This window comes from Aliidiomarina shirensis (assembly GCF_003987345.1).
Taxonomy (GTDB): Bacteria; Pseudomonadota; Gammaproteobacteria; order Enterobacterales; family Alteromonadaceae; genus Aliidiomarina; species Aliidiomarina shirensis.
In genome coordinates, this window is sequence record NZ_PIPP01000002.1 from 398,703 (window position 1) to 422,820 (window position 24,118).

Annotated in this window: 24 protein-coding genes; 6 read left to right on the forward strand and 18 right to left on the reverse strand. The window is 45.8% G+C overall.

Annotated elements, in window-relative coordinates; genetic code table 11:
• Positions 1-78: 78 nt before the first annotated feature.
• From CWE13_RS05890 to CWE13_RS05915, 6 genes are all read right to left on the reverse strand, one after another.
• Positions 79-2,154, reverse strand: a complete 2,076-nt coding sequence (locus CWE13_RS05890) for a M13 family metallopeptidase (RefSeq protein WP_126806788.1) — start codon at positions 2,152-2,154, stop codon at positions 79-81.
• Positions 2,155-2,265: 111 nt separating this feature from the next.
• Entirely contained in the window at positions 2,266-2,859 is a 594-nt protein-coding gene (ribA, locus tag CWE13_RS05895; RefSeq protein WP_126806789.1) for a GTP cyclohydrolase II, read from the reverse strand.
• Between the two features lie 112 nt (positions 2,860-2,971).
• A complete protein-coding gene (locus CWE13_RS05900) occupies positions 2,972-4,405 on the reverse strand; it encodes a phospholipase D-like domain-containing protein (RefSeq protein ID WP_126806791.1) in 1,434 nt (477 codons plus the stop codon).
• Positions 4,406-4,410: 5 nt separating this feature from the next.
• Positions 4,411-5,376 carry a calcium/sodium antiporter gene (locus CWE13_RS05905; protein ID WP_126806793.1) on the reverse strand — a complete coding sequence of 322 codons (966 nt, stop codon included), beginning with the start codon at positions 5,374-5,376 and terminating at the stop codon, positions 4,411-4,413.
• Between the two features lie 26 nt (positions 5,377-5,402).
• The gene (locus tag CWE13_RS05910; RefSeq protein WP_126806795.1) at positions 5,403-6,272 is read right to left on the reverse strand and encodes a GGDEF domain-containing protein; all 870 of its coding nucleotides are present in this window, start codon (positions 6,270-6,272) and stop codon (positions 5,403-5,405) included.
• 190 nt (positions 6,273-6,462) lie between these two features.
• Positions 6,463-9,249: a TonB-dependent receptor gene (locus CWE13_RS05915; protein WP_126806797.1), complete on the reverse strand. Its 2,787-nt coding sequence runs from the start codon at positions 9,247-9,249 to the stop codon at positions 6,463-6,465.
• A gap of 197 nt (positions 9,250-9,446) precedes the next feature.
• Here CWE13_RS05915 and CWE13_RS05920 point away from each other — a divergent pair, with 197 nt between their 5' ends.
• The gene (locus CWE13_RS05920; protein ID WP_126806799.1) at positions 9,447-10,967 is read left to right on the forward strand and encodes a ParB-like protein; all 1,521 of its coding nucleotides are present in this window, start codon (positions 9,447-9,449) and stop codon (positions 10,965-10,967) included.
• Here CWE13_RS05920 and CWE13_RS05925 read toward each other — a convergent pair.
• The 3 genes from CWE13_RS05925 to CWE13_RS05935 form a co-directional block, all read right to left on the reverse strand.
• A complete protein-coding gene (locus CWE13_RS05925; protein ID WP_126806801.1) occupies positions 10,939-12,372 on the reverse strand; it encodes an amidohydrolase family protein in 1,434 nt (477 codons plus the stop codon). The genes CWE13_RS05920 and CWE13_RS05925 overlap by 29 nt on opposite strands.
• Before the next feature lie 80 nt (positions 12,373-12,452).
• The gene (locus tag CWE13_RS05930; protein ID WP_126806803.1) at positions 12,453-13,031 is read right to left on the reverse strand and encodes a hypothetical protein; all 579 of its coding nucleotides are present in this window, start codon (positions 13,029-13,031) and stop codon (positions 12,453-12,455) included.
• Positions 13,031-13,555, reverse strand: a complete 525-nt coding sequence (locus CWE13_RS05935) for an RNA polymerase sigma factor (protein WP_126806805.1) — start codon at positions 13,553-13,555, stop codon at positions 13,031-13,033. The genes CWE13_RS05930 and CWE13_RS05935 overlap by 1 nt, the downstream gene beginning before the upstream one ends.
• Before the next feature lie 158 nt (positions 13,556-13,713).
• On the opposite strand from CWE13_RS05935, the gene CWE13_RS05940 reads away from it, so the two are divergent.
• Entirely contained in the window at positions 13,714-13,959 is a 246-nt protein-coding gene (locus CWE13_RS05940) for a hypothetical protein (RefSeq protein ID WP_126806807.1), read from the forward strand.
• An 81-nt stretch (positions 13,960-14,040) separates the two neighbouring features.
• Here the strand turns inward: CWE13_RS05940 and CWE13_RS05945 are convergent, their stop codons facing one another.
• Positions 14,041-14,583 carry a DUF2058 domain-containing protein gene (locus CWE13_RS05945; RefSeq protein ID WP_126806809.1) on the reverse strand — a complete coding sequence of 181 codons (543 nt, stop codon included), beginning with the start codon at positions 14,581-14,583 and terminating at the stop codon, positions 14,041-14,043.
• Positions 14,584-14,661: 78 nt separating this feature from the next.
• Complete coding sequence (locus tag CWE13_RS05950; RefSeq protein ID WP_198677901.1) at positions 14,662-15,606, reverse strand: AraC family transcriptional regulator; 945 nt, start codon at positions 15,604-15,606, stop codon at positions 14,662-14,664.
• 200 nt (positions 15,607-15,806) lie between these two features.
• Here CWE13_RS05950 and CWE13_RS05955 point away from each other — a divergent pair, with 200 nt between their 5' ends.
• Both CWE13_RS05955 and CWE13_RS05960 read left to right on the forward strand, forming a co-directional pair.
• A complete protein-coding gene (locus CWE13_RS05955; protein ID WP_126806811.1) occupies positions 15,807-16,544 on the forward strand; it encodes an SDR family oxidoreductase in 738 nt (245 codons plus the stop codon).
• A 15-nt stretch (positions 16,545-16,559) separates the two neighbouring features.
• Entirely contained in the window at positions 16,560-17,057 is a 498-nt protein-coding gene (locus CWE13_RS05960) for a nuclear transport factor 2 family protein (RefSeq protein WP_126806813.1), read from the forward strand.
• Positions 17,058-17,155: 98 nt separating this feature from the next.
• On the opposite strand, the gene CWE13_RS05965 is transcribed toward CWE13_RS05960, so the two are convergent.
• Positions 17,156-17,899, reverse strand: coding sequence for an SDR family oxidoreductase (locus CWE13_RS05965; protein WP_126806815.1), 744 nt, complete (start codon positions 17,897-17,899; stop codon positions 17,156-17,158).
• A gap of 102 nt (positions 17,900-18,001) precedes the next feature.
• Here CWE13_RS05965 and CWE13_RS05970 point away from each other — a divergent pair, with 102 nt between their 5' ends.
• Both CWE13_RS05970 and CWE13_RS05975 read left to right on the forward strand, forming a co-directional pair.
• Positions 18,002-18,907: an AraC family transcriptional regulator gene (locus CWE13_RS05970; RefSeq protein ID WP_126806817.1), complete on the forward strand. Its 906-nt coding sequence runs from the start codon at positions 18,002-18,004 to the stop codon at positions 18,905-18,907.
• A gap of 182 nt (positions 18,908-19,089) precedes the next feature.
• Complete coding sequence (locus tag CWE13_RS05975) at positions 19,090-19,227, forward strand: DUF3096 domain-containing protein (RefSeq protein WP_126806819.1); 138 nt, start codon at positions 19,090-19,092, stop codon at positions 19,225-19,227.
• A 128-nt stretch (positions 19,228-19,355) separates the two neighbouring features.
• Here CWE13_RS05975 and CWE13_RS05980 read toward each other — a convergent pair whose 3' ends face one another.
• The 6 genes from CWE13_RS05980 to CWE13_RS06005 all read right to left on the reverse strand — a co-directional run bounded on the left by CWE13_RS05980 (position 19,356) and on the right by CWE13_RS06005 (position 23,355).
• Positions 19,356-19,661, reverse strand: a complete 306-nt coding sequence (locus CWE13_RS05980; RefSeq protein WP_126806821.1) for a hypothetical protein — start codon at positions 19,659-19,661, stop codon at positions 19,356-19,358.
• Positions 19,662-19,794: 133 nt separating this feature from the next.
• Entirely contained in the window at positions 19,795-20,232 is a 438-nt protein-coding gene (locus tag CWE13_RS05985) for a hypothetical protein (RefSeq protein ID WP_126806822.1), read from the reverse strand.
• A complete protein-coding gene (locus CWE13_RS05990) occupies positions 20,223-20,621 on the reverse strand; it encodes a FosC2 family fosfomycin resistance glutathione transferase (RefSeq protein ID WP_126806824.1) in 399 nt (132 codons plus the stop codon). Before CWE13_RS05990 ends, CWE13_RS05985 begins: the two co-directional genes overlap by 10 nt.
• 86 nt (positions 20,622-20,707) lie before the next feature.
• On the reverse strand, positions 20,708-21,733 hold the full coding sequence (locus tag CWE13_RS05995) for a DUF2157 domain-containing protein (RefSeq protein ID WP_126806826.1): 1,026 nt from the start codon (positions 21,731-21,733) through the stop codon (positions 20,708-20,710).
• A 33-nt stretch (positions 21,734-21,766) separates the two neighbouring features.
• Complete coding sequence (locus CWE13_RS06000) at positions 21,767-22,609, reverse strand: hypothetical protein (RefSeq protein ID WP_126806828.1); 843 nt, start codon at positions 22,607-22,609, stop codon at positions 21,767-21,769.
• Between the two features lie 83 nt (positions 22,610-22,692).
• Positions 22,693-23,355 carry a hypothetical protein gene (locus CWE13_RS06005; RefSeq protein WP_126806830.1) on the reverse strand — a complete coding sequence of 221 codons (663 nt, stop codon included), beginning with the start codon at positions 23,353-23,355 and terminating at the stop codon, positions 22,693-22,695.
• Positions 23,356-24,118: the final 763 nt, after the last annotated feature.

The window sequence follows — 24,118 nt, forward strand, 5'->3', positions numbered from 1 at the left end:
GTGAGGGCGCGCACATCTAGTGCGTAACCGAGCGAGTAAGGCCCGCAACGCAGCTAGATGTGATGCCGGACAAGCCTCCTACCAAAGGATTACACGCTCTTCTGGAGGCAAATACATCCCATCACCCTCTTGCACATCAAACGCTTCATAGAAGCCTGGGATGTTACGTGGAGCACCTAGGGCGCGGTATTTGCCTGGTGAATGCGGGCCACGGGCTAGCTGTGCGCGCATGGCGTCTTCGCGGAACTTAATTTTCCAGATTTGCGCCCAGCTGATGAAGAAACGCTGTTCGCCGGTGAAGCCGTCCATTACTGGTGATGGTTCGCCGTCTAACGATTTCTGGTAAGCACGGTATGCACTTAATAGGCCTACGTGATCGCCGATGTTTTCGCCAAGTGATACGCGGCCATCAACGTTCATGCCTGGGAGTGGCTCAAACTGCGAGTATTGGTCAACGAGCACGTCGGCTTTTTGATCAAATTGCTCGCGGTCTTGTTCTGTCCACCAGTTGGCTAAGTTGCCGCCGCCGTCGTAACGTGAACCTTGGTCATCGAATCCGTGGCCGATTTCGTGGCCGATTACGGCACCGATGCCGCCGTAGTTTACTGCGTCTTCTGCATTCATATCAAAGAATGGAGGCTGCAAGATACCGGCTGGGAAAACGATTTCGTTAGCGGTTGGGCTGTAGTAAGCGTTTACCGTTTGTGGCGTCATGCCCCAACGGGTGCGATCTACTGGTTGGCCTAAGTCAGCGATGTTTTCGTCGTAACCAAATTGCGCTACGCGAATCGTGTTACCAATTAGATCATCGGCTGCTACTTCGAGTGCAGAGTAATCTTTCCACTCATCTGGGTAACCAATTTTCGGCGTGAAGTTGTTGAGCTTGTCGAGTGCTTTTTCTTTGGTGTCTGCTGTCATCCACTCAAGATCTTCGATAGATTCTTCCATCGCTTCTAATAAGTTATCGATCAGCTCACCCATGCGCTCTTTGGCTGCAGGTGGGAAATGACGTGCCACGTATTCTTGGCCTAGCACTTCGCCGAGTGCGCCATTAGTTGCTTGAACACCACGTTTCCAACGCTCTTGCTGCTCTGGCGTACCGCTTAGGGTAGTTGAGTAGAAATCAAATTGGATATCCGCTACTTCTTTGTGTAGGCGTGATGCGAACGAGCTCATTAAGCGAACTTGAAGGTAATCTTTCCAAGTTTGCAGATCCGTATCGGCATATAACTCGCCTAACGCTTCGATGTAAGAAGGCGTATTTACAATTACGTATTCAGCGTGATCGATGCCTGCTACTTCGGCCATCGCATCATAATCAATGCTGCCCATAAGATCGCGTACTTCATCGATGGTCATTTTGTTGTAGCGTGCTTCTGCATCACGAATCTCTGCACGGGTCCAGTGATGGCCGGCAAGTGTGTATTCAAGATCGTAAATGCGTTGTGCGGCTGCTTCAGCATCAGTATGGCCTGCGGCCGTTAGCATATCGCTAAGGTATTGCACATATTTCTGACGAATGTTCTCGAAATCATCGCTATCACGGAAATAGTAATCGCGATCTGGCAAACCTAAACCAGCTTGGCTCATGTGCAATGCATAGATTTCCGGGTTCTTAGCATCTGTTGAAATATAGAAACTGAATGGACCGCCTAAACCGCTACGGCGCATATCGGCCATCGTAGTGGTTAGGTCTGCGTGGCTTTCAATGCCCGCGATACGGTTAAGCATCGGCTGCACAGGAGTGATACCGAGCTCTTCAATGCGATCTTCATCCATGAAGCTGGCAAAGAAATCGCCAATTTTTTGTTCGTTTGAACCCGGTGCGGCGGAAGTGGCTGCTGCATCTTCAATAATGCTACGTAACCGAATTTCATTCTCTTCGGCCAACATATTGAACGCACCATAGGTGGAACGATCTGAAGGAATTTCAGTGTTATTGTACCAAGTACCATTTACAAACATGAACAGATCGTCTTGCGGACGCACGTCCATATCGAAATCTTGCAAGAATAAACCTGAAGTAAGCTGCTGTTCTGCTTGTTCGCTTTGCTGGCTTTGTTGGGTGTTATTTTGAGTTTGCTCTGCTGGTGAGCAAGCAGCTAGGCCTAATGCCATTGCAATGCTTGCGGCTACCAAAGTTACCTTCTTCATTTTGTGTCCACCTGAATTATGTAATAAGAGTGTTACAACATAATCAGTTTAAGGCTTTCACGAACCTTTGGCAAAGTTCTCACGCACGGCTAACTGCGTGTTGGTCGCAAATTACAGCAGGTGGCCGAATTTTTTGGTTTTTGTGGCTAAATAATACTCATTGTGTGGCGTTCCTTCCGTGCGGTGAGGAATACGTTCCACCACTTTCACTCCACACTCGGTAAGCTTTTCTATTTTCTTCGGGTTATTCGTCATTAACTGAATCGATTTCACCTGCAATTCAGCAAGCATACCGGCGGCAATATCATATTCCCGCGCATCCGCTACAAATCCCAAAATTTCGTTCGCTTCCACGGTATCTAAGCCTTTATCTTGCTCAGCATAGGCTCGAATTTTATTTAATAAGCCAATTCCTCGGCCTTCTTGACGTAAATAGATAATTACGCCGCGCCCTTCTTGCGCTATTTTACGCATGGCCGCTTCAAGCTGTGGGCCACAATCACAACGCTGGCTAAACAACGCATCGCCCGTTAAGCACTCAGAATGCACCCGTGCTAATACCGGTTCATCAGTAGTGATATCTCCTAAGGTTAAAGCAACGTGCTCTTTACCTTTCGGATCTTCAAAACCTACCAAAGTAAACTCGGCAAATTGGGTGGGTAAACGGGTTTGTGCAACCACTTTCATTTTTGCAACGTTGGTCATGAATACAGCTCTCATTCAGCAACTAAAAACGCGGCGATTATAGCAGGAAGGCAAAATAATTGCGCGTTTAGCAACGCGCTGCCATTCGATTGTGGTTATCGGAAGAACGCAGCTAAAACGTACTCAGGCCGGTTGCTTCCATTACGCGATATAACGTTCGTAGCCACAAGCTATCATCGGCATAGGTAGCATAATCAAGGCTAAACTGGTTGCCATCCACGTTGTGCCATTGGTTATCAAACCATTGTTCACCTTCTGCTAAAGGCTCTGCCGACATCGGCCCTCGCAGCACAACGCTAGTTTCGAGATTGAGATTATGTAGATTGCGGCGGGTGAAGTTTGTGGAACCTAGCAGCATCGCCCCCTGCCCCTGGCTATCACGATACAGCACCCATTTTGAGTGGCATTGCTCACCTTCGGTGGCACACCAACGCACGGGAACACCTGCACTCATAAGTTCATGGGCTACTGGGCGATTCGGCACACCATTCTTCTCTCGACCAAAAGCATCTTTATTGGGGTCTAGCAAAACCCGCACCGCTACTCCGCGCGCCACTGAGTGTCGTAAAGCACGAACCACTTGTCGATCCGATAAATAAAAAGCTGCCATATCAATATGATCACCTGCCTGAGCTTTATTGATAATCTCCAGTAGTGCCCGCTCTACCGAACGCTCGCTCACTATTTGTAGTGTGATTGAGCCGCTCTCTGCGGTTTCTTCAGTGGCCTCGAGTTCTGAACGTACTACACCCGTTTCTATGATTGGGCCATCAGAAAACGCGAGCACCGCCATTTCAGATTCCAGTAAATCCCATGCTGCTTGGCCGCCAAACCGCAAGGCAACATTGCTGTGTGCACTGCTACCATCATGCGGGTTTGCTGAAGTAACAAGTGCCAATAACGCATTGTTGTTATCAGCAATAATCAATTTCCGATGATTCGCTTTAAAATTCAAAAGTGCTAGGTAGCTACGTAGTGAAACTCGTCCTTCGCCAAAGGGATTCGGCAGCGTATTTGCTTCGCTATTTCCGAAAGGTTGCGCAAATGGGCGCCACCACGCAGAGTAAATCGGATTACTATCGCGCAAGCGTGGTAATTTTGTGAGCGTTACGTGAATGCCTGCAGCCTCTAAAGCGGTAAAGTGTGCAGAAGGCAAACCTCCGTAGATACTATTCAATGGATCAGAAACCACATAAATCTCAAGCTCTGGATACTGGTGCTTTTGGGTAATAAGCGCCTGAGTAAGCTCTGACGAAAGGGAACGATGTGTTTCGCCTAATGCCCCCTGAAAGCTATTGAACAAGAACATATCAACGAGCACAAACTGCCGCGCATCACTAATGATGGTTAATATTTCATCGAATATTTGTTGCTCGATAACCCGTTCGCCATTGGCATCAGTGTATGTGCTATCAGATAAAAACTCAGCATCCTCAACGCTGCGCTCCGGACCGCTGTAATCCAAACCTTCAGGTAACGGCTTATACGATTGATAAACCCCAATGCTTAACAAAACTAAAAATATGGCTGCTAATAATTTTTTCAAAGGAATCATCCATTAAACACAGTGAAACTTAAGCCCACGTAGGCCGCATAGCCGAGTAATAGCAAGGCTCCCTCGAACCGCGTTAGCCGCTTACCCGTGTATAAAAACACCGCTAAAATCAATGCCGCACCGAGCATGACCCACTGATCAAACTGCAATATCCGGCTGTGAACCGGCAACGGTTGTAAAAGCGCCGAAATACCGAGAATGCCCAACAAGTTAAATATATTACTACCCAGAATATTGCCTATCGCTACATCAGCATGACGCCGAAATGCCGCAATTACAGAAATAGAAAGCTCAGGTAAAGAGGTGCCAACGGCAACCAATGTGAGGCCGATAACCGCCTCGGAAAGCCCTAGCGCTTCGGCGATACCTACAGCACCTTTTAGCAGCACTTGCGAGCCACCAATTAGTAGCAGTAAACCAAACACCACTGCCGTAGTAATCCACAACACCGTGCGCGGCAATGCGGTAATTTCTGTTGCTTCCGCTTTGTGTAATTCTGCCGAAGGCGCAGAACCAAAACGTTCCGTGCGGTAAGCCCAGAATAGATAAGCAAATAGCGTCACCAAGAAAATAGCAGCATCAATACGCGCCAACGCACTACCGCCCACCAACACCAAAAATAGCACGGTTGCGGCCACCACCGTTACGGCATCCCGCCGCAGCACTAAAGGCTTTACGGCCAAAGGCGTAATCACCGCACACAAGCCTAGAATCAGAAGGATATTACTGATATTACTGCCAACAACGTTGCCGATAGCAATATCCGGCCGCGCATTCATGGCGGCATCAATGGAAACCACTAACTCAGGGGCCGAAGTACCAAAACCAACGATAAGTAGGCCGCTCAGCAATGGTGAAACACCCATTTTATTGGCTGCTGCCAGAGAACCACGGATCAACGCTTCGCCACCCGTAGTTAACAGCACCACACCCAACGCAACCAGCAACAGGTTGATAATCATTTAAGGCTCCCTTTCGCCAAACACTATTATTGCCGTTCTTCTTCTAAACATCTTCGTTTAATATCATACATGTTGCTATCTGCAACACTCAAAAGCGTATCGATATCTTCACCATCATCTGGGTAGCAGGCCACACCAATGCTGCATGAGGGCATCTCGAGCCCTTTAAACTCAGTCCCTAAAGGCTCCGACATTACCGTCATGATCTGCTGAACTACGTTGGTAACTGCATCAACAGATTGGATATCGGTTAACAACACCGTAAATTCATCGCCTCCCATACGCGCCACGGTATCGGTTTCACGAAGATGATTTTGCAAGCGTTGAGCAACTGCGCGCAGTACACGGTCTCCCATCGAATGCCCATATTCATCATTAATATTTTTAAAGTTATTTACATCAATGAATAACAAAGCAAAATGCGATTTATGGCGGCGAGCCGAGTTCAACGCCGATTTCAACCGATCATTAAATAACGAACGGTTGGTTAAACCGGTGAGTGGATCATGATGTGCAAGGAAACGCAGCTCATCTTCTGCCTGCTTAAGCGCACTTACATCGCGCGCAACACCAATGCGTACTTGCTCTTCTTCATACCACCGGGCCGACCAAAGAATATAAACAACTTCGCCATCTTTACGCAGGTAGCGATTGCGAAAATCAATATGCGGCTGGCCTTTCATTACGCGCTCAATCGAGGCTTTGGATATCGCCAGATCTTCCGGGTGCATGTAATCGGTGATCACGGTACCGATAAGCTCCGCAGGAGAATAGCCGAGTAATTTTTCGCAAGAATCACTTACAAAAACAATATGATTTTCAGAATCCACAACAAAAACTGTATCGAGCATCAAGTTGATCAGTTTCGGGGCAAGCGCTTCTATATTGACGGGCATATTATAAAGTTCCGTTTTCCCTACGTAAAAAATAACATGGGCAAGTAAAGATGTTTTATATTCTTCCGAAAGCATATACCAGAAATGGCGCAAAGCACACAACGATAAAGCAGGCAGCAAGCAACTTTCGACTCACCAAAAAAAAAGCTGCCAATATTTGGCAGCTTTCTTCATCGTTCAACTTACTCGTTTAGAACCGACCTTTAAAACCAATCGCAAAGGTGCGGCCATACTCTTCAAATTGTAGCGTATAGTTCGAGCTACCTTGATAAAGTTCTAATGGCTCATCGGTGATGTTTGTTATTTCAAACACGATTTCAACCTGCTTGTTCACCTTATATGAAGCTGTCCAATCTAACTGCGTATGGTCAGTAACATATATATCGTAACGCGCATCATCACCCACTTCAGTAAGCATCTTATCGCGGTGTGAAAGGCTCACACGCGTACCAAAGCGTTCGCGCTCGTAACCCACATACAAGTTGCCCGATAATTCCGCAGCATCCGGAAGCGCAAAGTTCTCACCCGCACGCTCAAATAATTCAAGGTTGGTATCAAGCACGGTTAAGTTCGCACCCACCAAGAGCCCTTGCAAATTATCAGCGGTAAAGCTGTGCTGTAAGTTCAACTCCATACCCGCTACAGAAGCTTCAGTACTATTGGTTGGGCGAGTAACATCAAAGCCCGCAAACTCAGGTACGTTGTTCGAAGTAAGCTCAACAACATAGTTATCGATATCCTTGTAGAATGCACCTACCGAGAACACGCTACCTTCGCTGTAGTACCAATCGTAAACCAAATCAAAGTTCATCGCTTCGTAAGGCTTCAGATCTGGGTTGCCCAAATCAACTTCATTATCTTCACGGTCAACCGAAGCTCGTGGCGAAATATCTGAAAAGCTCGGACGTGCAATGGTATTTGTCCAAGCACCGCGCAATACCATATCAGGGGCTAATTCATAAGCTACGTGCAAGCCCGGTAAGAAGTTAGTGTAATCTGAAGAAACAGAACGCTCACTTACTTGTAAGGAACCATCTTCCAAAAACTCAAGTTGGTTACCTGTTGCAGAGTAACTCGTGCGCTCAACCCGAGCACCAGCGATAACACGCGTGCGATCTAAATCCCACGTTGCCATCAAGTAACCTGAAGCAACATCTTCATCAGCGATGAAATCTTCTGCGATTTGCAGTTCAATCGCCTCCTGCTCGTCTTGTGGACGCAGGTTGAAATCGCCACGGTTCGCATTGAAGAAATCAATGTATCGACCTGAACTAATTCCTTGGCCAAGGTTTCCTAAGCCGTAACTTGGCGCAGCTATAGTAAGCGCATCAAGGCGTGCATCAGGTACGTTGCGAAGTTCAATTTCATTTACATCAACATCTTTGTTCTTCCACCGTAAATCTACCCCGGCTTGCAAGGTTAGTGCTTGATTATCAAGCGCATACGGGAAGGTTGCATCAAAGCCAACATTATATTCATTATCATCAATGATTTTAGGCTCTAATACCGCCCGATCAAGCACATAGTTTGCGTTATCAAGATGCGTAGTATCCGCAACGCCATCTTTTAATATGCTGAACGTAGGAATACCTGAACCAATGCGATAAGTAGCATCTAAATCGCCTTGATCAAACTCGTAACGGCCTTCGTTTTCATCGAGAACCCGCTCTTTCGTGGTAGAAATACCCGCGCGGTAGCTCAAATCCCACGTTTCAAATGTATGCTCACCACCAGCTGTGAACGCTAGCGTATCTTGTTCTTTGGTGCGGAAACGAATACGGCGGCGGAACGCATCTTCTGGCATTTCAGAAATAACACCTTGCTCACCATCAAATGCTGTTAAATCGCCATCTTCAAATACGTAAATGCTACGCTGACGCGTTTCTGCATCTTTAAACACACTGTAAACCGTATTTGCAAAGAACTTGGTGTTCGCATCTGGGCGATACTCTAAGTTCAAGTTCGTGCCTAAACGCTCGCGATTCACGTAGTATTTACGCTGCTGCGCTTCAATCACCGAGAATACTTCATCATCGCCGAAATCAACCATATCGTATTCAGCTTCGATGTTATCTGATTCAAGTTTGCGATCGAGGAAGTTCACACCGAAGGAAACACCGAAGTGTTCATTCAATACGTCGCTAAAATTAAACTGAAGTTTTGGGCTAGTTTCGCCGCTTAACTCATTGTAAGAAGCTTCTGCACGATAGCGTATGTTGCGGCCTTCACGATCAAAAGGAGAGGCTGAGCGCACATCTACCGAACCACCAATCGCATCACCTGGCATATTTGGCGTAGGTGCTTTCACTACCGAAATGCCCTCTACCGAACCTGTTGGAATTACATCTAATGGCACAGCGCGTGAGCCACTTTCTGGGGTACCAATGCGCATCCCATTTACCGTTACCGTGCTCAAACCTGCATCGATACCGCGTACGCTAACAAAACGGCCTTCGCCTTGGTCACGAGAAATGGATGCGCCGGGAATGCGTTGCAATGATTCTGCCACGTTTTGGTCAACAAATTGGCCCATATCATCGGCTTCGATGAAGTTTGCTACCGCATCAGAAGCGCGGTAAGCATTTAACGCGCGGTTTTGCGCTTCACGCTGACCGGTAACTTGAATTCGTTCAATGTTGGCAGACGCTGGTGCCAATACAATTTCAAGCATTTCCGTGCTTTCACCTGCCACCTCAACCGCTTGTTCAACACTCGGTAAACCAAGATATTGGAAGCGCAAGGTAACGTTGCCATCTTCTACTTGGCGTAACACAAAACGGCCATCTTGGTCGGTGAATACGCTGCGCGAGGTACCCATAACCTCAACTTGCACACCACTCAATGGTTGGCCATTGGCATTTTTTACTTCACCCTGAACTGTTGTAGCAGCTTGTACTACGCCAGCCATGGGCAGAGCCAAAGCCAAGAGCACAGCTTGGGCAGTAACTTTTCGTGAGAAACGTTGCTTTAGCGACATTGTGAGTACCTTTGAAATAGTTATAGTTTGAAAGACCGCTAGACGGTATATCACTCACATGACGCTTTTGTGCGAACCATGTTACAGGTACGCGACATTTCAATGACAAAACACATTTGAAGGCTAGGTTTGTCACCGAATCGTCATTAAACTTTGTTATATTCGATGGATAAACTGCCACACTACGGAATTTTCTTATGCCGCTTTTTACTCGATTTGCTGCTCTTTTGATAACGCTAACCCTGCTCTCTGCACCTTTAGCGGCAGCCACAAATCACGCAGAACCGGCACGAGAACAACTACGCAAAAACCAAATTGTGGAAGTAGCCCTAAACGAATTGCACCCTACCCAAGGGGTAATTGCGCATGCGCAGGTGGCTTATAAACTCAACCGCTATCGTTTCGAACCACAAAAACAATTAGATGATATCTGCGAAGCGCGTGGGTTAGGCCGCGCTACCCAAACGCAACCACCCGAGGCCAGCCTTGAGCAACCCAGTTGCACACGCGATGGCAAAGCCCCCAAGCTTAATGATATGAAAACAGCGGTGGTAGGCCCCGGCGGGCAGCTTTACCTCACCGATGGCCACCATACATTTTCTACTTTTTATGAAATGCCTGAAGGCGGTGCCGGTTTTAAAGTGAACGTGGTAATTACCCATAATCAATCGGAGCTTAGCGAAACCGAATTCTGGCGTTGGATGCAGCAGAATCAACTCACATGGTTGCGAAACGCAGAAGGTGAACCGCTCAGCCCACAACAATTGCCAACCTCAGTTGGCCGTGCGAATTTAGCGAACGATGATTTTCGTGCTGCCATGTACTTTTTGCGTGGGTTAGCCTGGAACAAGCCAGATCCTGCGGTTCCGTTCGTTGAATTTTATTGGGCAAATCATTTGCGCGAACAAGACATGCTGCAACCGCCAGCAAACTTGGAAAATATACAACATTATATGCGTTGGTTGAGTAAGCTAGCCGGTTACATCGGTGGTATGGATGGCGGCATTGTTATCAACGAAAGCGGTGCCCGAGGGCAACAAACGGCCGCTAACTTGGGCAAATTTAACTCAGGCGAAGAACGTGAGCTTGAAGCTCTGATTTGCGATGAACAAGCGCTCGGGAAGCTTGCTTATGCGCTGCTGAATACCAATGCTGCGGAATTGCGGCGCTGTATTTTGAACCAACAGCCTATTGCGAATACAGAGCTCGAAGTTGCCGAAGGGCTTGTGCTGGCCATGATTGAAATTACCAGCGGCAGCCAACAGAAATGGCAACAAAATCACAGCAATGAGAATTGGCTAGAGTGGGAACTGCAAGACGGCAGCCCACGTTGGGTTCAGTTTCTTGGTTATCCAGCAAACTACGGCATTATTCCGAATACATTGCTGGAAAAATCAGAGGGCGGCGATGGCGACCCTCTCGATGTACTCGTTTTAGGCTCACCACTACCACAAGGCGAACTCATCGCAGTAAGAATTATCGGCGTCATGACCATGCGCGATAATGGTGAACAAGATGATAAGCTTATCGCGGTAGACCCCAACCACCCAGTTTTCGGTGCGGTTACCGATATTGCCGTGCTCACCGAAACCCACCCCGCGATTCCGAAAATATTGCAATTGTGGTTCGAAAACTACAAGGGCGAACGCGGCTCAATAACCAATGTGCGTTTTGAGCCGCAAGATGTAGCTATGGAGATATTGCAGCGGGCGCGTTAACCGTGCCGTTCTGTATTACCTTCTGAATACTGTGCAGGTTGCTGATATCCTGCGCCGGGTTTTCGGAAAACACCACGAAATCCGCAATGTAACCTTCAGCTAAATGCCCTAGCTCGTGATCACGTTCAAGCACTTGGGCACCATTGCTTGTTGCCAGTTTCAACACTTCAAACGCAGAAATACCAGAATCGGCGAGCAGCTCCATTTCCTGAAAATAACTTACACCAGGAATCACCCATGGGTTCCCAAGATCAGTGCCCACAGTGAGCAACACTCCTTCATCATGCAAACGCTTCACAAAAGCCTGAACATTCGGCCATACCTGTTGCGCCTTATCGAAATCACTAGCTTCCCAACCAATATTAAAATGGAAAAAGGTGCGCCAATTCTCTACCAGCTCTGGATGCGCATGCATCAATTCTGGGTGTTCGGTTACGCCCGGCTGATTGCCATAAAACGCGTTATAAAAAACAATCAGGGTAGGATCAACCGAGGTATTGTGCTCCACCAGCGCAGCAATCATCGATTCAACTTCCGCACTTTCAAAGTCAGCTGCCGCATACCACTCAAACCAATTGAAATTACCGGGCCGAAGTTGCGCGAGATACTCTTCACGAGTTTCCGCTGGTAGCAAATCGGGCGATACCGGCATAGCGTGCACAAGATGGTTAACACCCCGTTCTGCGCCCACCTGCCAACTCACTGATTCTAAATGCCCTATTACCGGCAACTCCCAACGTTTGGCTTCTGCTGCAGCCAACGAGATTTGCTCTGCATCTAGGCCGGTATAAAGCTTGATAAAATCAACGCCCTGCTCAGCTTGATAGCCCACCGCTTCGCGAATTGAAACCGCGTTATCTACCCCAACCGCCAACCCAGTGAAAGGAATGGTGTTGATAATCGAACCCGCTACAAATGCGCGTGGGCCAATGACAGTGCCTGATTTCTGGGCATTTTTATACGCCAGATTTGCACGTGTATCGCCGCCAGGATTACGAATCGATGTTATCCCAAATTCAAGCATTTTTTGCGCATTCCACTTTGCAATTTCCAGCTGATTATCGGCGAACATTTCAACGTTATTGCCCTCAATGGTGAAGGATACAGCCCCCAAGCTTATGTGCGCATGGGTATCAATAAACCCAGGCGTAACATAACCACCCGCAAGGTTAACAACCTCGGTATCTTCAGATACATCCGGCCGCTCGGTGCCAACGTAGGTAAAGCGGCCATCGGTAACTAACATGTAAGCATTAGCCGTTTGCTCACCACGGCTGGTGTGCAATAGATTGGCATTCTCGTAAAGAATGGAAGATGGCTTCGGCGATTCAGCGAAAGTGGCGGGGGTGAAAAAAAGTGCCTGCCCAAGCAGGCACCAGAACGAAAGTGATAGAAGGTGTTTCATTGTAAATTCCTCTGTTTAATATCAATACAGAGGGGTTAGTCGTGGTGGTGCTTTTTTTCTTACAAAACTTATTACTAAATTTATTGCAACAGCGTTTCGAGCACCTGTTCACTCGCCTTTTTACAACGATGAAACCAAATAGCCGCGCCTGTAATACCGGTTATCAAAACAAGATCAATAAGCAAATCAACCCGAAAAAATCCGGTGCCAGCGCCACCAACGCCGTTTAACACCAGTGCAGCACCTAAATATACGAGTGTAACAATGCCCACAAATACCGTGGCATAGAAGCTTAGGCGCCAGCGCCAAATTTCTTGCTTCACTAGTTGAATATGCTCCTGCAATGATTCATCAAGCGATTTACTTTTCATGAGATTAAAGCTGCGCCAGCGGCTGAAACAAAGGGGAATAAAAAGGCTCCAGCCCCATACCACCATGAATATTGTCCACACTTGCACGATCACATCACTTTTTTGTATTAGGGTGGTAACCGCGAACGCAGTAACGAGTAACAAAATACAGATTTCCAGCAATAGATTGAAACCCATTACCCGGCGTTGTTTTTTGTATCGCCGCTGTAGTGCTGCAATATCCACCTTTTTACTCGGCGTTTCGGCCTGCCAGAGCTGGCTTAGATCGTTGAAATTATCGTTACTCATTACTTTTTATCCTGCTTTTGAAGCAACTCAATAAGCTGCTGTTTGCCGCGGTTTACCCGTACACCCACATTTGATTCGCTAAGCCCCAAGGTTTCGGCAATTTCAATGTTGCTCAAATCTTCGAGTTTCAACAACATTACTTGGCGCAAGCTTAGCGGTAACCGTTGAATAGCACGTATCAGCTGCTTCGATTCCTGCGCTTGCACAACCCCCTGCTCTGGATTGAAAGCATCGGAAACCACCTCTTCATCAGAAACAGTAGCTAACTGCCGCTTAGAGCGGCGTATGTGATCAACGGCTACGTTATGAATCACTCGGTAAATGTAAGTATTTAACGCGCATTGCTGGTTGAAGTTCTCGAGCGCCCGCCAAACTTCAAACGCCATTTCTTGCGCCAATTCATCGCGAAGCGCCGGGTTAACTTCATAACCTGAAGCGGCCCGAAACATCCGTGGCCAATACTGTTGAATTGTATTGTCACGCGCCAGCGATTCTGAAAGCGATGAGGAAGGAGATGTGCTCAAGTTGTTTTTCCTAGATTCGGTTCTACCAACATAATTTATATTCGGTACTTATAGTCGAAGGCAAAGCCATAATCTTACAAAATAATTTTATGTAAGGAATTTTTATTTTAAGCGACTCATAGAGCTGAACTTGTTTATCACTTTATAAGGAAACGCTCATGGAACACATTCGAAACCTCAACAAAAAAGTTGTACTAGGCTCAATCTGGTCGTTTGTAGCGGTAAGTTTGGTCATTCTTGGAACCACATTCTTTGTTACTGAGAACAATACCGTTGCAGTAGTAGCACTCACCGCCGCAGCGGTGATTACCGAAGGGGCTATTTGGTTAAGCGCCGCATTGCTTGGGCTTGCCGTTGTAGATGCCCGCAAAAAGCTATGGGGCATGTTGCGCGGGAAAGCTTAAGGGTTGGTTAAGCGCTTAACCTTGCCGAAGTTGGCAAACTAACGTTTGCTAGCGGGGTTAAGCGCTTTTTATGTGAAACAATCACCACATCAAATCGTCAGGAATTTTGTAATCCGCATACGGATCTTCTTCATCGGCATCATTCTCAACCACATCATTCACATTCAATAAAACAATTGCCGTTGGAATGCGCTGCTGAATTTTATCCGCAACCTGCGCTGGAATCAGGGCATAACCATTATTATCGCGAGCAATGGCAAGCTTGCCTTTGGTGAGCTCATTATGAATCTTCTGATTCACATATAACCGCTTCACCAAGTTACCATCAGCAAAGTTAAACGCCACTTCACCTTGGTGAGATATTCGGTTCACGTTAATTAACTGCCGCACCTGCGCCGCAATCGCTTTTTCTTCCGCTTCGGCTTTGCGCTGGCGATTCAGCTCTTGATCACGCGCCACCTGCTCACGCCGCTGCTCGGCAACTGAAAGCGTAGCTTCATTCACAATCTTCTGCTTCTTGCCCACTTGCTTGCGCTGCAAATGCTTCTCTTTTTTCATCTTCTTGAGCTTTTTCTCATCTGCCAAGCCCGCTTTCAGCAGTTGCTCTTGTAACGCATTTTTCATAGCTGCTCAGCCTGTAAACGAACCGTAGTAACACTCATGGTAAAAGCCTTTATACATAAATAATTTAGTGCATTGTAATTAAGAGGGGGTCGTAGAGCAATCATACTGCGCTGTGAGTGCCAATACCTTTTTGAGCCGCCGCACTTCTTCTTTCGGCGTGTACCCAAACAAGCGCTTGAACTCGCGGCTAAACTGCGAGGCACTCTGATAACCCACCGTATCTGCTGCCGTAACCGCATTTACGCCGTGGCGAATCATCAGCAAACGCGCGTTATGCAGCCGTATAGCTTTAATATATTGGTTTGGCGACGTTTGGCTAACCTCCTTAAAGTGAACATGAAATGCCGGAACACTCATATGCGCCATGTCGGCTAACATCGCTACCGTTAAGCTACTCGCATAGTTGCTATGAATGAACCGTAACACCTGCGCTATTCGTCCATAGTGTCCACCAAACTGCAGCGAAGCACGAAGCTGCGCGCCCTGCTCTCCCTTTAACACCCGGTAAAATATCTCGCGAATAATCATCGGCCCGAGCAATTTCGCTTCTTCAGGCACAGCCAAAGCCTCGAGTAGCCTTAAAACTACATCTGCGAGCTTTGGTTTTATCGGGCTTGCATAAAGGCTAACGGGGGGTTCGTCTAGTTGCGCGTTTTCATCATCAAGTGCCACCGCAATCTCTGCAATAGCGGCTTGATCAATGCGCAAGGCAACCCCAAGCATGGGCTCGGTTTCACTGGCCTCGGTTTCCACAATAAAGGGCAGTGGAATAGAAAGCACCAAGTAGTGATTCGCATCATATACATACACTTTCCCCCCATGAAACCCACGTTTTCGCCCCTGCACAACAATAACAATGCTTGGTTCATAAAGTGCTGGTGTAATTTCCAGCGAACGATTCGAGCGCATCAAGGTTACGTCGTCTAGAATCGATTGCGTATAGCCCTCGTTAGGAGCTAGGTGCTTGATTAGCTCAACCAGGCGCGCCTGCTGAATATTAGAATTTGGTGTGCCCGCTATCATTGCTGAAAATCACTCTCTTAAAACCGGCAAATAGAATTAGCTCATATTAAAACATATAAAATCTATTTTCAGCTTCCATTCAATAGTTTTAGGCAATCAAAGCATATAATTCCACCTTATTCTTCAGCTTCCAACTCCTTAAACTAGTTCTCGTAGCGTCATTACCCTTATGCCGCAATGAATACTAATGGAGAATCAACATGAGCAATTCAAAATCACGCAAAGTTATTTTAGTTACTGGTGCGAGTAGCGGAATTGGCAAAGCTGTGGCTGTGCATTTAGCAGCAGCCGGACACTATGTAGTACTTGGTGCTCGGCGAACTGAGTTGTTAGAAGCTTTAGTTGATGAGCTTCGCTCTGAAGGGCACCAAGCTTCCTGCCAAAAACTAGATGTTACCGATTTAGCCGATATGCAGAAATTTGTAGAATTTGCAGAAGCAACCTACGGGCCAGTAGATGTAATCGTTAATAATGCGGGCGTAATGCCGTTATCACCTTTGAACGCCCTTAAGGTAGATGAATGGAACCACATGATTGATGTGAATATTCGGGGCGTACTAAACGGCATCGCCGCTGTGTTACCCAATATGGAAGCCAGAGGATGTGGCCAAATCATCAACGTTTCCTCTATTGGTGGGCATAGTGTTTCGCCAACTGCTGCGGTTTATTGTGCAACCAAATATGCCGTGCGCGCCATTTCCGATGGACTACGCCAGGAAAGTGATCAGATTAGAGTTACCGTAATTAGCCCTGGGGTAGTTGAATCAGAATTGGCTGATTCAATTTCCGACGAAAGCGCCCGCGAAGCGATGAAATCATTCCGACAAATCGCAATTCAACCGCACGCAATCGCCCGCGCTATCGGTTACGCCATCGACCAGCCAAATGATGTTGATGTTAGCGAAATAATTGTTCGCCCAACCGCCAGCCCGTTTTAAGTAAGGAGAAGCATAATGAATATTCAGAATTTAATTAAATTAGTTGCGGCTACTTCATGGCTACTCGTTGTAGCTAGTTTTTCTGCTGTGGCTACAGTTGACGAAACAAATGCAAAGGATAGAGCTGAATTTACGAATACAGCACTCGTTCAGAAAGCTTTTGACGATTGGGCTGATGGCCGTGGTAGCGTGTTTGAGCTACTGGCAGATGATGCAGTTTGGACAGTTGCAGGTTCAAGCCCGGTTTCGGGTGTTTATCACACACGACAAGAACTAATCGAAAGCGCTGTAGAGCCAATTCATAATCGCCTTGCAACGTCCATTCGGCCCGAAGTGAAGCAAATTATTGCACAAGGCAACCAAGTTGTAGTGTTGTGGGATGGCTATGCGCAAACGCACGAAGGCAGCCAATACGTGAATAGCTACGCTTGGCATTTAGTTTTTGCCGACGGCAAAATCACAGAAGTTACTGCGTTTTTAGATACGTGGGCGCTTAATGAGTTGATGAAGTGAGTGCATTATACACACCAGTATATTTAAGAGCGGCCTCTCTCTCAGGGTTTGAAATACTACTTAAGAGCGAGGCTGCCTGAATAACTCGTTCCCGATAACTACATGCTCTGAGCTAAAGCTACTGCATCGGCTCCGGCAGGAAAATGTAGCTGATCAGATTCATCGTTTGCCGCCCGCCACACCACTTCAGCTACATCGGCTGGTGTAGTAATAGCACTTAAACTTCCCATGCCACTGAAAACCTCATTCGCAAAAGGAGCGTATTCTTCAGGAATTAGCCCGCGCATTCGCTCTTCCCCATTTGCAGTAAAATTAGTTGAAGGCCCGTAACCGGGTTCAACCAGTTTTACGCGAATACCTAAAAACTTTAATTCATGCTCTAGAGATTCCGTAAACCCTTGAACCGCCGTTTTACTAGCCGTGTAGCTCGCCACGAGTGGGAACGGCGCTAATGTTGTACTGGAGGTGACATTTACAATGGTTCCGGCACATTTCGCACGAAAATGCGGGATCACCGCATGACACATGTTCATTACACCAAATGTATTAGTTTCGAATACTTCCCGCACCGTACGCATTGGTGTTGCCTCAAACGCACCAAACAAGCCAATGCCCGCGTTGTTTACCAACACATCAATAGGGCCGCATGCGTTCAACGCCTGGGCTATACTATCTGGCTGGGTAACATCGAGCGCAAGGATTTGAAGGTGATCAGATTCCGGCAATATATCGTGTCGAGGCGTTCGCATGGTGGCGATAACCTTCCAGCCTTGAGCAAGAAAATATTTCGCAATCTCTAAGCCATAGCCTGAAGAGCAGCCTGTGATAAGTACAGTGTTCATAAGTAACTCCGTTATAAGTAATTGACTCGGAGTGAACTATAAGACAATCTTTCTGGACGCAAAATAATCTAGAATCCTTATAATTTTAGAGTTAGTATGATTATGTCTGATCCATTATCAGAAGTAGTAAAGTTTCTGCAGCCGCAAGCGTTGTTAGCTAATTTAATTAGCGGCCGCGGCAATTGGGCCATTCGCTACTCAGAATTCGGCTTACCCAGCTTTTGCATCATGCTCGAAGGAAGCTGCCTGTTGGCTATCGAAGGGCAAGAACCAACGACCATTACAGCCGGTGATTTTATATTACTGCCCACAACGCCAAGTTTTACGATTTCCAGTTTCACCCAGACAACCCCGGTTTGCTTTGATCCGAACACTGTGGCCGGTAGGAAAGAAGAATTGCGATACGGTGAGCAAGAAGGTCCTGCTGATATGCGCTCGTTAGGAGGCTCGTTTCAGTTTAATTGCACCAACCCAGATTTGTTGGTGTCCATGCTTCCCCGCGTAATTCATGTACGAGGTTCAGAGAGGCTCTCGCAACTTGTGCAATTGGTGGCTGATGAATCGATATACGAACACCCCGGCAGCGAATATATACTTTCTCGGTTGGCGGAAATGCTGTTAATCGAATCGATGCGGTCAACAACTACAGGCACCGCTCCGCCGGGCCTGCTCAGAGGTTTAGGGGATGAGCGATTAGCTCAAGCACTCAAAGCATTCCACAATGATATCGCCTACCCTTGGACAATTATAAAGCTTGCTAAAATTGCTGCGCTATCGCGATCGGCATTCTTTGAACGCTTTTCTAAAACCATAGGTATAACCCCAATGGATTACATCGTTAATTGGCGCATGGAACTAGCAAAGGAACTTTTGCAGAAAGATAAGGCTATTTCAGAAATCGCTGTTTTGGTAGGGTATGGATCGTCTAGCGCGTTCAGCGTTGCCTTTAAAAAGAGGTTCGGACAAAGCCCTAGCCGTTTTGCAGATGAGCCAAGAAAGGATTACTGAAACGCGCGTTGAATCCAAATAAAGGATCTTGAATTGTTCTGGTATTGAATGGAGCATTGATTATTCCAAGGCCAGCTTGCGCTAGCTCGATAATGCCTGCTACAGTTTCATCGGAGGAATACACTGATCTAGGTAACTAATAAAGTAAACCCTAAGAAGTACAACAATCGAAGGAAAGGATTATGAACTTACATATTACGCTTATTCCCGTGATCTCTATCATTGCCGGCGTTTTGATACTGATTAAGCCCAAGCTTTTGAACTATGTTGTAGCTATTTATCTGATTGCAATTGGTGTGATTCAGATTTTTGGTTTGTAAATTTTGGAAGGTAGCCCGGCATACCCAGCAAAGGAGTCGGGCTGTTTTTTGTTACTATGCGGGGTTTACACAATAAGAAAAGAATAACAGTAACTGCAGCAAATATTTCTGCGGCTAAGAACACTACTCTACATGTATCTAGCTCGTAATACCCGATCGTTGCCATCAAACTCAATGATGCACTGGTGGGCCCCAAGATTAAGCTTACTGGTAAATACAATCCGCGAGCCATCTTCCGTAGCAACCTGCCCGTAGCTTGATAAGTTTGCGGTATCTAATTGGCGCACCACACTGGTTTTTTCAACGCCCTGAGAGAAATTACCGCACAGGAAATAAATCTCTTCACGAGCGGAATTCCAGAAAATCGCAGCTACGACCAACGCGATAAAGAACATAGCGATTACCAGTACGCGGAGCTTATTACTTTTGAACATTAAGGTAATTCCAAGAATCTATTTCTACCTCTTCCAGTAACGCATTACTGAAAAATCAACGCCCGCCATAAACGGCCGAGTGAAACGAGGTCCGGCGACCGAAGGGAGCGTATTTTATGGCTTGGTTATGCATTTAGTCGTACCACCACGCCTGAGTTTTCATAAACTCACAAAACTGAGATTTGTGATATTGAGCCATTACCCCTTCTGCATTAAGAGCGTCGCGCTTCAATATATACCCTTCAATTATCTTTAATGAATTTGGAACGGTAATCCATTCATATTTTGAGTCCGCCCCTGAAACTATGCCCTGCACTTTTTCGGCAGCCTTCTCCGCACGTTCCTTCGTAAGATCAGACTCAGCTATACGCATATCTGGCGCAACATCCTCGTTAACGGGACACAAATTTTCAGCCCTAGCCACCACGCTTGATAAGAGTAAAGCAATCAATAACAGAAATTTCATCAAATACCCTTCGAATGCATAACGCCCGAAATAACCGGCGTGCTTTAGCGCGTCCGGCGCCGCAGGCGCACAGTTAATTGACTTGTAATGTTTGCTTATAGCCATACTAACCCTTGATAGGGTTTAGACTTCAACGATTCCAAACGACTTTGTAGGCTACCGCTATGGATTTCCAATTTATGGCCGTCAGGATCGAGCAAGTATAAAGAAAGTCCTTCGCTTCTATTTTGTTTCCATTCAACGACATGTGCTTCCCGAAGCTTTTTAGTAACTGGTTCGAAATTCTCTTCGGAAACATCAAACGCGATGTGACAGTAATCTTGGCTCGGATGCACTTCGTCACAAGACAAGCAAATCCAAGTAGCCCCCAAGCTCAGATATGCCCCACTATCCCAGCTGACATGTGCCTTCATTCCTAATAGACGCGTATAGAACTCCAACGAACGTTCAAGGTCACTTACTGCAATAGTAATATGATTTATTCCTCGTAACACTGACTCTCCTCAGCGAACATAACGCCTGCGTAATAGGCGCGAGCCTGCGAGCGTCCTAATTGACGCACTTGTTAGACGCGGTCTCACTACTTTGCCTCCAGTAGTTCTCTTAACGGATCTGGAAGTAGTAGCCGCGACTTTTCAGTGATAGATTTTTCATGCTTTTGCCAAAGTACTCCAAAATAGATAATGCCGAGCCCAATAGCCGTTAAAGCGACAGGAAACAACCAGCTATCTTTAAAAACGTCAGACGCCAGATACCCCAGATAACCACAACTTCCGAGAGCACCAAAAATAACGAACACCCTACGAATCAACAACACGCCTATACCTATCATTAATAGATTAATACAGAAATATATGAATTTTGACAGTTCGCTATCTGAGTGTTGAGAAGATAAGCCGCCCCAGAAGGCAATCACACCGAAAATATAAACCCAGAAAGCGTAGTCGGCTTTTTTATGTGAGCGAACATCAATCCAAAACGCTAGGCTTATCATTAGTACCCCCGAATACAGGGAAACCAACTTCCTTAATTCCCATGTAATATCCCCACCAGAAATCATCGCTGTTATGTCCATTGTCATGTACCAAAAAGTTACGGCAATTGGCATGATCAAAAAAGGATACTTGTACTTCCAGGCAAAAACAGCTCCCACGGCTAGCGTACCCAACTCCATATATAGCCAATGCCACTTTATATATCTGTGGTAATCTCTATATACACTTTCGTCAGGCCAGACCCCTAACCATTGCTGCAGGCCATAGATTGCTAATGGCGTTAAACAAACGACAAATGTTGCGCAAATGCCGGCTGGAATAGCCATGCTCTTCGCTGCAAACGAGCTAGAAAATCTAAAACCTACACCAGCATAAAGAAGAGATATAAAAAATATTCCTGCGCCACCAAAGGATTCCCAACCAAGATTCATGAAGAGAGTCATGGCCCCTATAGCGATAAGCCCACCAAGATAATAGAGAACGTGAGTAAAAGTAAATCTTGGAACATCTTGATATTGAGCACCCAAAAACTCGTAGAGAGCATCTGCTTGCTGCAGTGAAATTATATTTTTCGCAGCAGCATCTTCTAATTTTTTCTTTGTTACATCCATGATTGGCCTCTCGGTCTAAGGGCATCTAACGCCTCAAGAAGAGGCGCGCGCTTTTTGCGCGTCCTTCTTGCTTGACTTGTTAGGCTTTTTGAAGAATTTATCTTCGATAACAAGCTCTATATCTTTGACAATTTTCTCGATGTCTTTAATAGCTCTCTTGAGAAATGCCTCTGATAGCTGTATTTCATCACTTGAAATTTTAATACCTGAAGGCAACTTTCCTCGCTGGGACTCCCTAATTATTCCTGATTTGTGAGCAATAACATTTCTCACAAAGTAGTAATCTTTAATTTTACGAGTTTGAACAGGTGTTGGAGAATAGTTAACCTTATTTTTATAGTATTTAAGCAACTCATCAATCTTAAAGTGACCGATTGTTTCAACCTGTTTCTCAACCAACATCTCTACAATAGAGCTTCTATTCGAAATCACATCATTTAGTGTAATGACCTCATTACTCTTGAGCATTTCCGGCTTACTGGTCAAGATCTCCTCAAATAGCATTTGGCTATAAGTTTCAAAGGCGCCCCATACACTGACAAATATATTTGAATATAAAAAGAACCTGAGATCATCATGGCGCTTTCTGTCAGCTTCGATAGCTTTTTTAATAAAATTTGCAGATCTTGCGTCCATTGTGAGCTCAATATTTCCATCCTTTGATTTCTTTGTTTCAAGTTGAGGCTCAAACGACTTGGGCTTTGGGCCTGGAATGCCTTTAACGTCTTCAAGCTTTCCAAGCAGGTCGGTATAGGTTCCATCAACTTTCTCATTGATTCCAACCACACCAAGATCAAGAAGACTTTCCGTTTTCCAAGTAGACATCGAAAATCTTCTATAGGCTAATGTTACGCCGAGATATGTTGTTTTATTCATCTACTTCCTTGCGTAATACCTGTTACTAACATGAAAGCCTAACGCCGCAATCACGCGCTTGTCGAGTGCATTGCATTGTTATACTAAATTTCGTTGATTTCTTGCCGCATTTGACTCAATAGTTTACGAGACTGCGTTTGCAGCTCTTCACCCAGTCTAGTTGCCTCTTTCTGGAAAAGCTCAGTTTCCTCTGTCTTTTGGTGTTTTACTATTTCAGTAAACTGAGACATATAGGTATTTGTTATATCGAATATTTCTTGATTTAGTTTTTCGATAATTTCAAACGTGGTCAGCATTTGATCAGTTGCGATCAGTTTCAGCCTGTTGGACTCATACTTCAGCTTCATCACGTCTTGTAGGCTCTCTTGCATAATTTCTGACACCTGAGATCCAAGCCACCCTATTGTCTTTCTTTGTTGCTCTTCGTCAGCAGCTTCCGATGCAGCTAAATAATCCTGAAAATACTTATCGAAAATAGGCTGCATTCGACTGGGTATCTCGACCTGGTTCTTCTTTCCTAATGAATCAAGATCCGTAACGTACTGGCTGTATTGCGTAGCTTTTAGATCAAATAGCTTGAGTCTCCGGTCAGCATTGAACCGAAGATCTTGTTCTAGGTGCCTTAGTTCTCGGTCATGACGCTGCTTATTAAAATAGGTAAAGAGGCCCCATGCCAGATTGACCAATCCAAAAGCCCAAGCATAAAACGCAGGGCTTTCTTGTATCATGTCGTAAATAGTCTGCATGAGCCCTCTCTAGGTATAACGCCCACATTAACAGGCAAAAAATAGTTGGTTAAAATTGGCGACGCAGGAGCAAAACCAATTGTTTTTTGTCCTGTTGAATTGTTTGTTATATGTATTTTTTGCCATTGTCTTTTCTGAATTTTAAATAAAACGCTAAAAATAAAAAAGGGAAGCCTACCCACGGGTAAAACAACATCTTGAGCATTGGTATTAATTCACCCTTTTCTGCGGCATACACCCAAAAAGATGAAGATAAGGAAACCTGAAAATAGATTTCAGCCCATAACGCGCATATTGATGAAATAACAAAGAACCCAATAAGGTTTAACTTTAGCGATTTTAGTAATTCCATTTAATTTAAAACACCATACTCTAGGTACATATAACATTTATATATAACGCCCGAACACTTAGCGGCGCATGGCAGGTCGTTTAAACACATACAAGGCATTGAAATTAAATAATAAAATGAGGTGCATCCCTGTATTTTTCGATGTGAAAGTGAGCGTGCTTGTTGATTGCAGATAATGTGCGTGCGCATTATCTCCGGCAGCGGTGCTCATTATCTGGGTTGTTTAATTTACAATTGCTTAACATTACGATTTTTTTTGTAGCGAGGCAAGTTGATAACGAGAATTGGGTTGCGGCTAATTGTGCATGCGCGAATAGCGCTACAAACGGGTCGCGGAGCAATAAAAAAGGCCTATCAAGGTTTGCACCATGATAGGCCTTTCTTCTATGCCGCGGCATTGGCATTTGCCCT

What these genes read in the sequence shown, in the direction of transcription:
- CWE13_RS05925 (WP_126806801.1), bottom strand. Translation starts at nt 12,372, where the DNA reads ATGAAACACCTTCTATCACTTTCGTTCTGGTGCCTGCTTGGGCAGGCA.
- CWE13_RS05945 (WP_126806809.1), bottom strand. Translation starts at nt 14,583, where the DNA reads ATGAAAAATGCGTTACAAGAGCAACTGCTGAAAGCGGGCTTGGCAGAT.
- CWE13_RS05960 (WP_126806813.1), top strand. Translation starts at nt 16,560, where the DNA reads ATGAATATTCAGAATTTAATTAAATTAGTTGCGGCTACTTCATGGCTA.
- CWE13_RS05930 (WP_126806803.1), bottom strand. Translation starts at nt 13,031, where the DNA reads ATGAGTAACGATAATTTCAACGATCTAAGCCAGCTCTGGCAGGCCGAA.
- CWE13_RS06000 (WP_126806828.1), bottom strand. Translation starts at nt 22,609, where the DNA reads ATGAATAAAACAACATATCTCGGCGTAACATTAGCCTATAGAAGATTT.
- CWE13_RS05950 (WP_198677901.1), bottom strand. Translation starts at nt 15,606, where the DNA reads ATGATAGCGGGCACACCAAATTCTAATATTCAGCAGGCGCGCCTGGTT.
- CWE13_RS05985 (WP_126806822.1), bottom strand. Translation starts at nt 20,232, where the DNA reads ATGGCTATAAGCAAACATTACAAGTCAATTAACTGTGCGCCTGCGGCG.
- CWE13_RS05940 (WP_126806807.1), top strand. Translation starts at nt 13,714, where the DNA reads ATGGAACACATTCGAAACCTCAACAAAAAAGTTGTACTAGGCTCAATC.
- CWE13_RS05890 (WP_126806788.1), bottom strand. Translation starts at nt 2,154, where the DNA reads ATGAAGAAGGTAACTTTGGTAGCCGCAAGCATTGCAATGGCATTAGGC.
- ribA (WP_126806789.1), bottom strand. Translation starts at nt 2,859, where the DNA reads ATGACCAACGTTGCAAAAATGAAAGTGGTTGCACAAACCCGTTTACCC.
- CWE13_RS05970 (WP_126806817.1), top strand. Translation starts at nt 18,002, where the DNA reads ATGTCTGATCCATTATCAGAAGTAGTAAAGTTTCTGCAGCCGCAAGCG.
- CWE13_RS05955 (WP_126806811.1), top strand. Translation starts at nt 15,807, where the DNA reads ATGAGCAATTCAAAATCACGCAAAGTTATTTTAGTTACTGGTGCGAGT.
- CWE13_RS05995 (WP_126806826.1), bottom strand. Translation starts at nt 21,733, where the DNA reads ATGGATGTAACAAAGAAAAAATTAGAAGATGCTGCTGCGAAAAATATA.
- CWE13_RS05965 (WP_126806815.1), bottom strand. Translation starts at nt 17,899, where the DNA reads ATGAACACTGTACTTATCACAGGCTGCTCTTCAGGCTATGGCTTAGAG.
- CWE13_RS05980 (WP_126806821.1), bottom strand. Translation starts at nt 19,661, where the DNA reads ATGTTCAAAAGTAATAAGCTCCGCGTACTGGTAATCGCTATGTTCTTT.
- CWE13_RS05905 (WP_126806793.1), bottom strand. Translation starts at nt 5,376, where the DNA reads ATGATTATCAACCTGTTGCTGGTTGCGTTGGGTGTGGTGCTGTTAACT.
- CWE13_RS06005 (WP_126806830.1), bottom strand. Translation starts at nt 23,355, where the DNA reads ATGCAGACTATTTACGACATGATACAAGAAAGCCCTGCGTTTTATGCT.
- CWE13_RS05920 (WP_126806799.1), top strand. Translation starts at nt 9,447, where the DNA reads ATGCCGCTTTTTACTCGATTTGCTGCTCTTTTGATAACGCTAACCCTG.
- CWE13_RS05915 (WP_126806797.1), bottom strand. Translation starts at nt 9,249, where the DNA reads ATGTCGCTAAAGCAACGTTTCTCACGAAAAGTTACTGCCCAAGCTGTG.
- CWE13_RS05910 (WP_126806795.1), bottom strand. Translation starts at nt 6,272, where the DNA reads ATGCCCGTCAATATAGAAGCGCTTGCCCCGAAACTGATCAACTTGATG.
- CWE13_RS05975 (WP_126806819.1), top strand. Translation starts at nt 19,090, where the DNA reads ATGAACTTACATATTACGCTTATTCCCGTGATCTCTATCATTGCCGGC.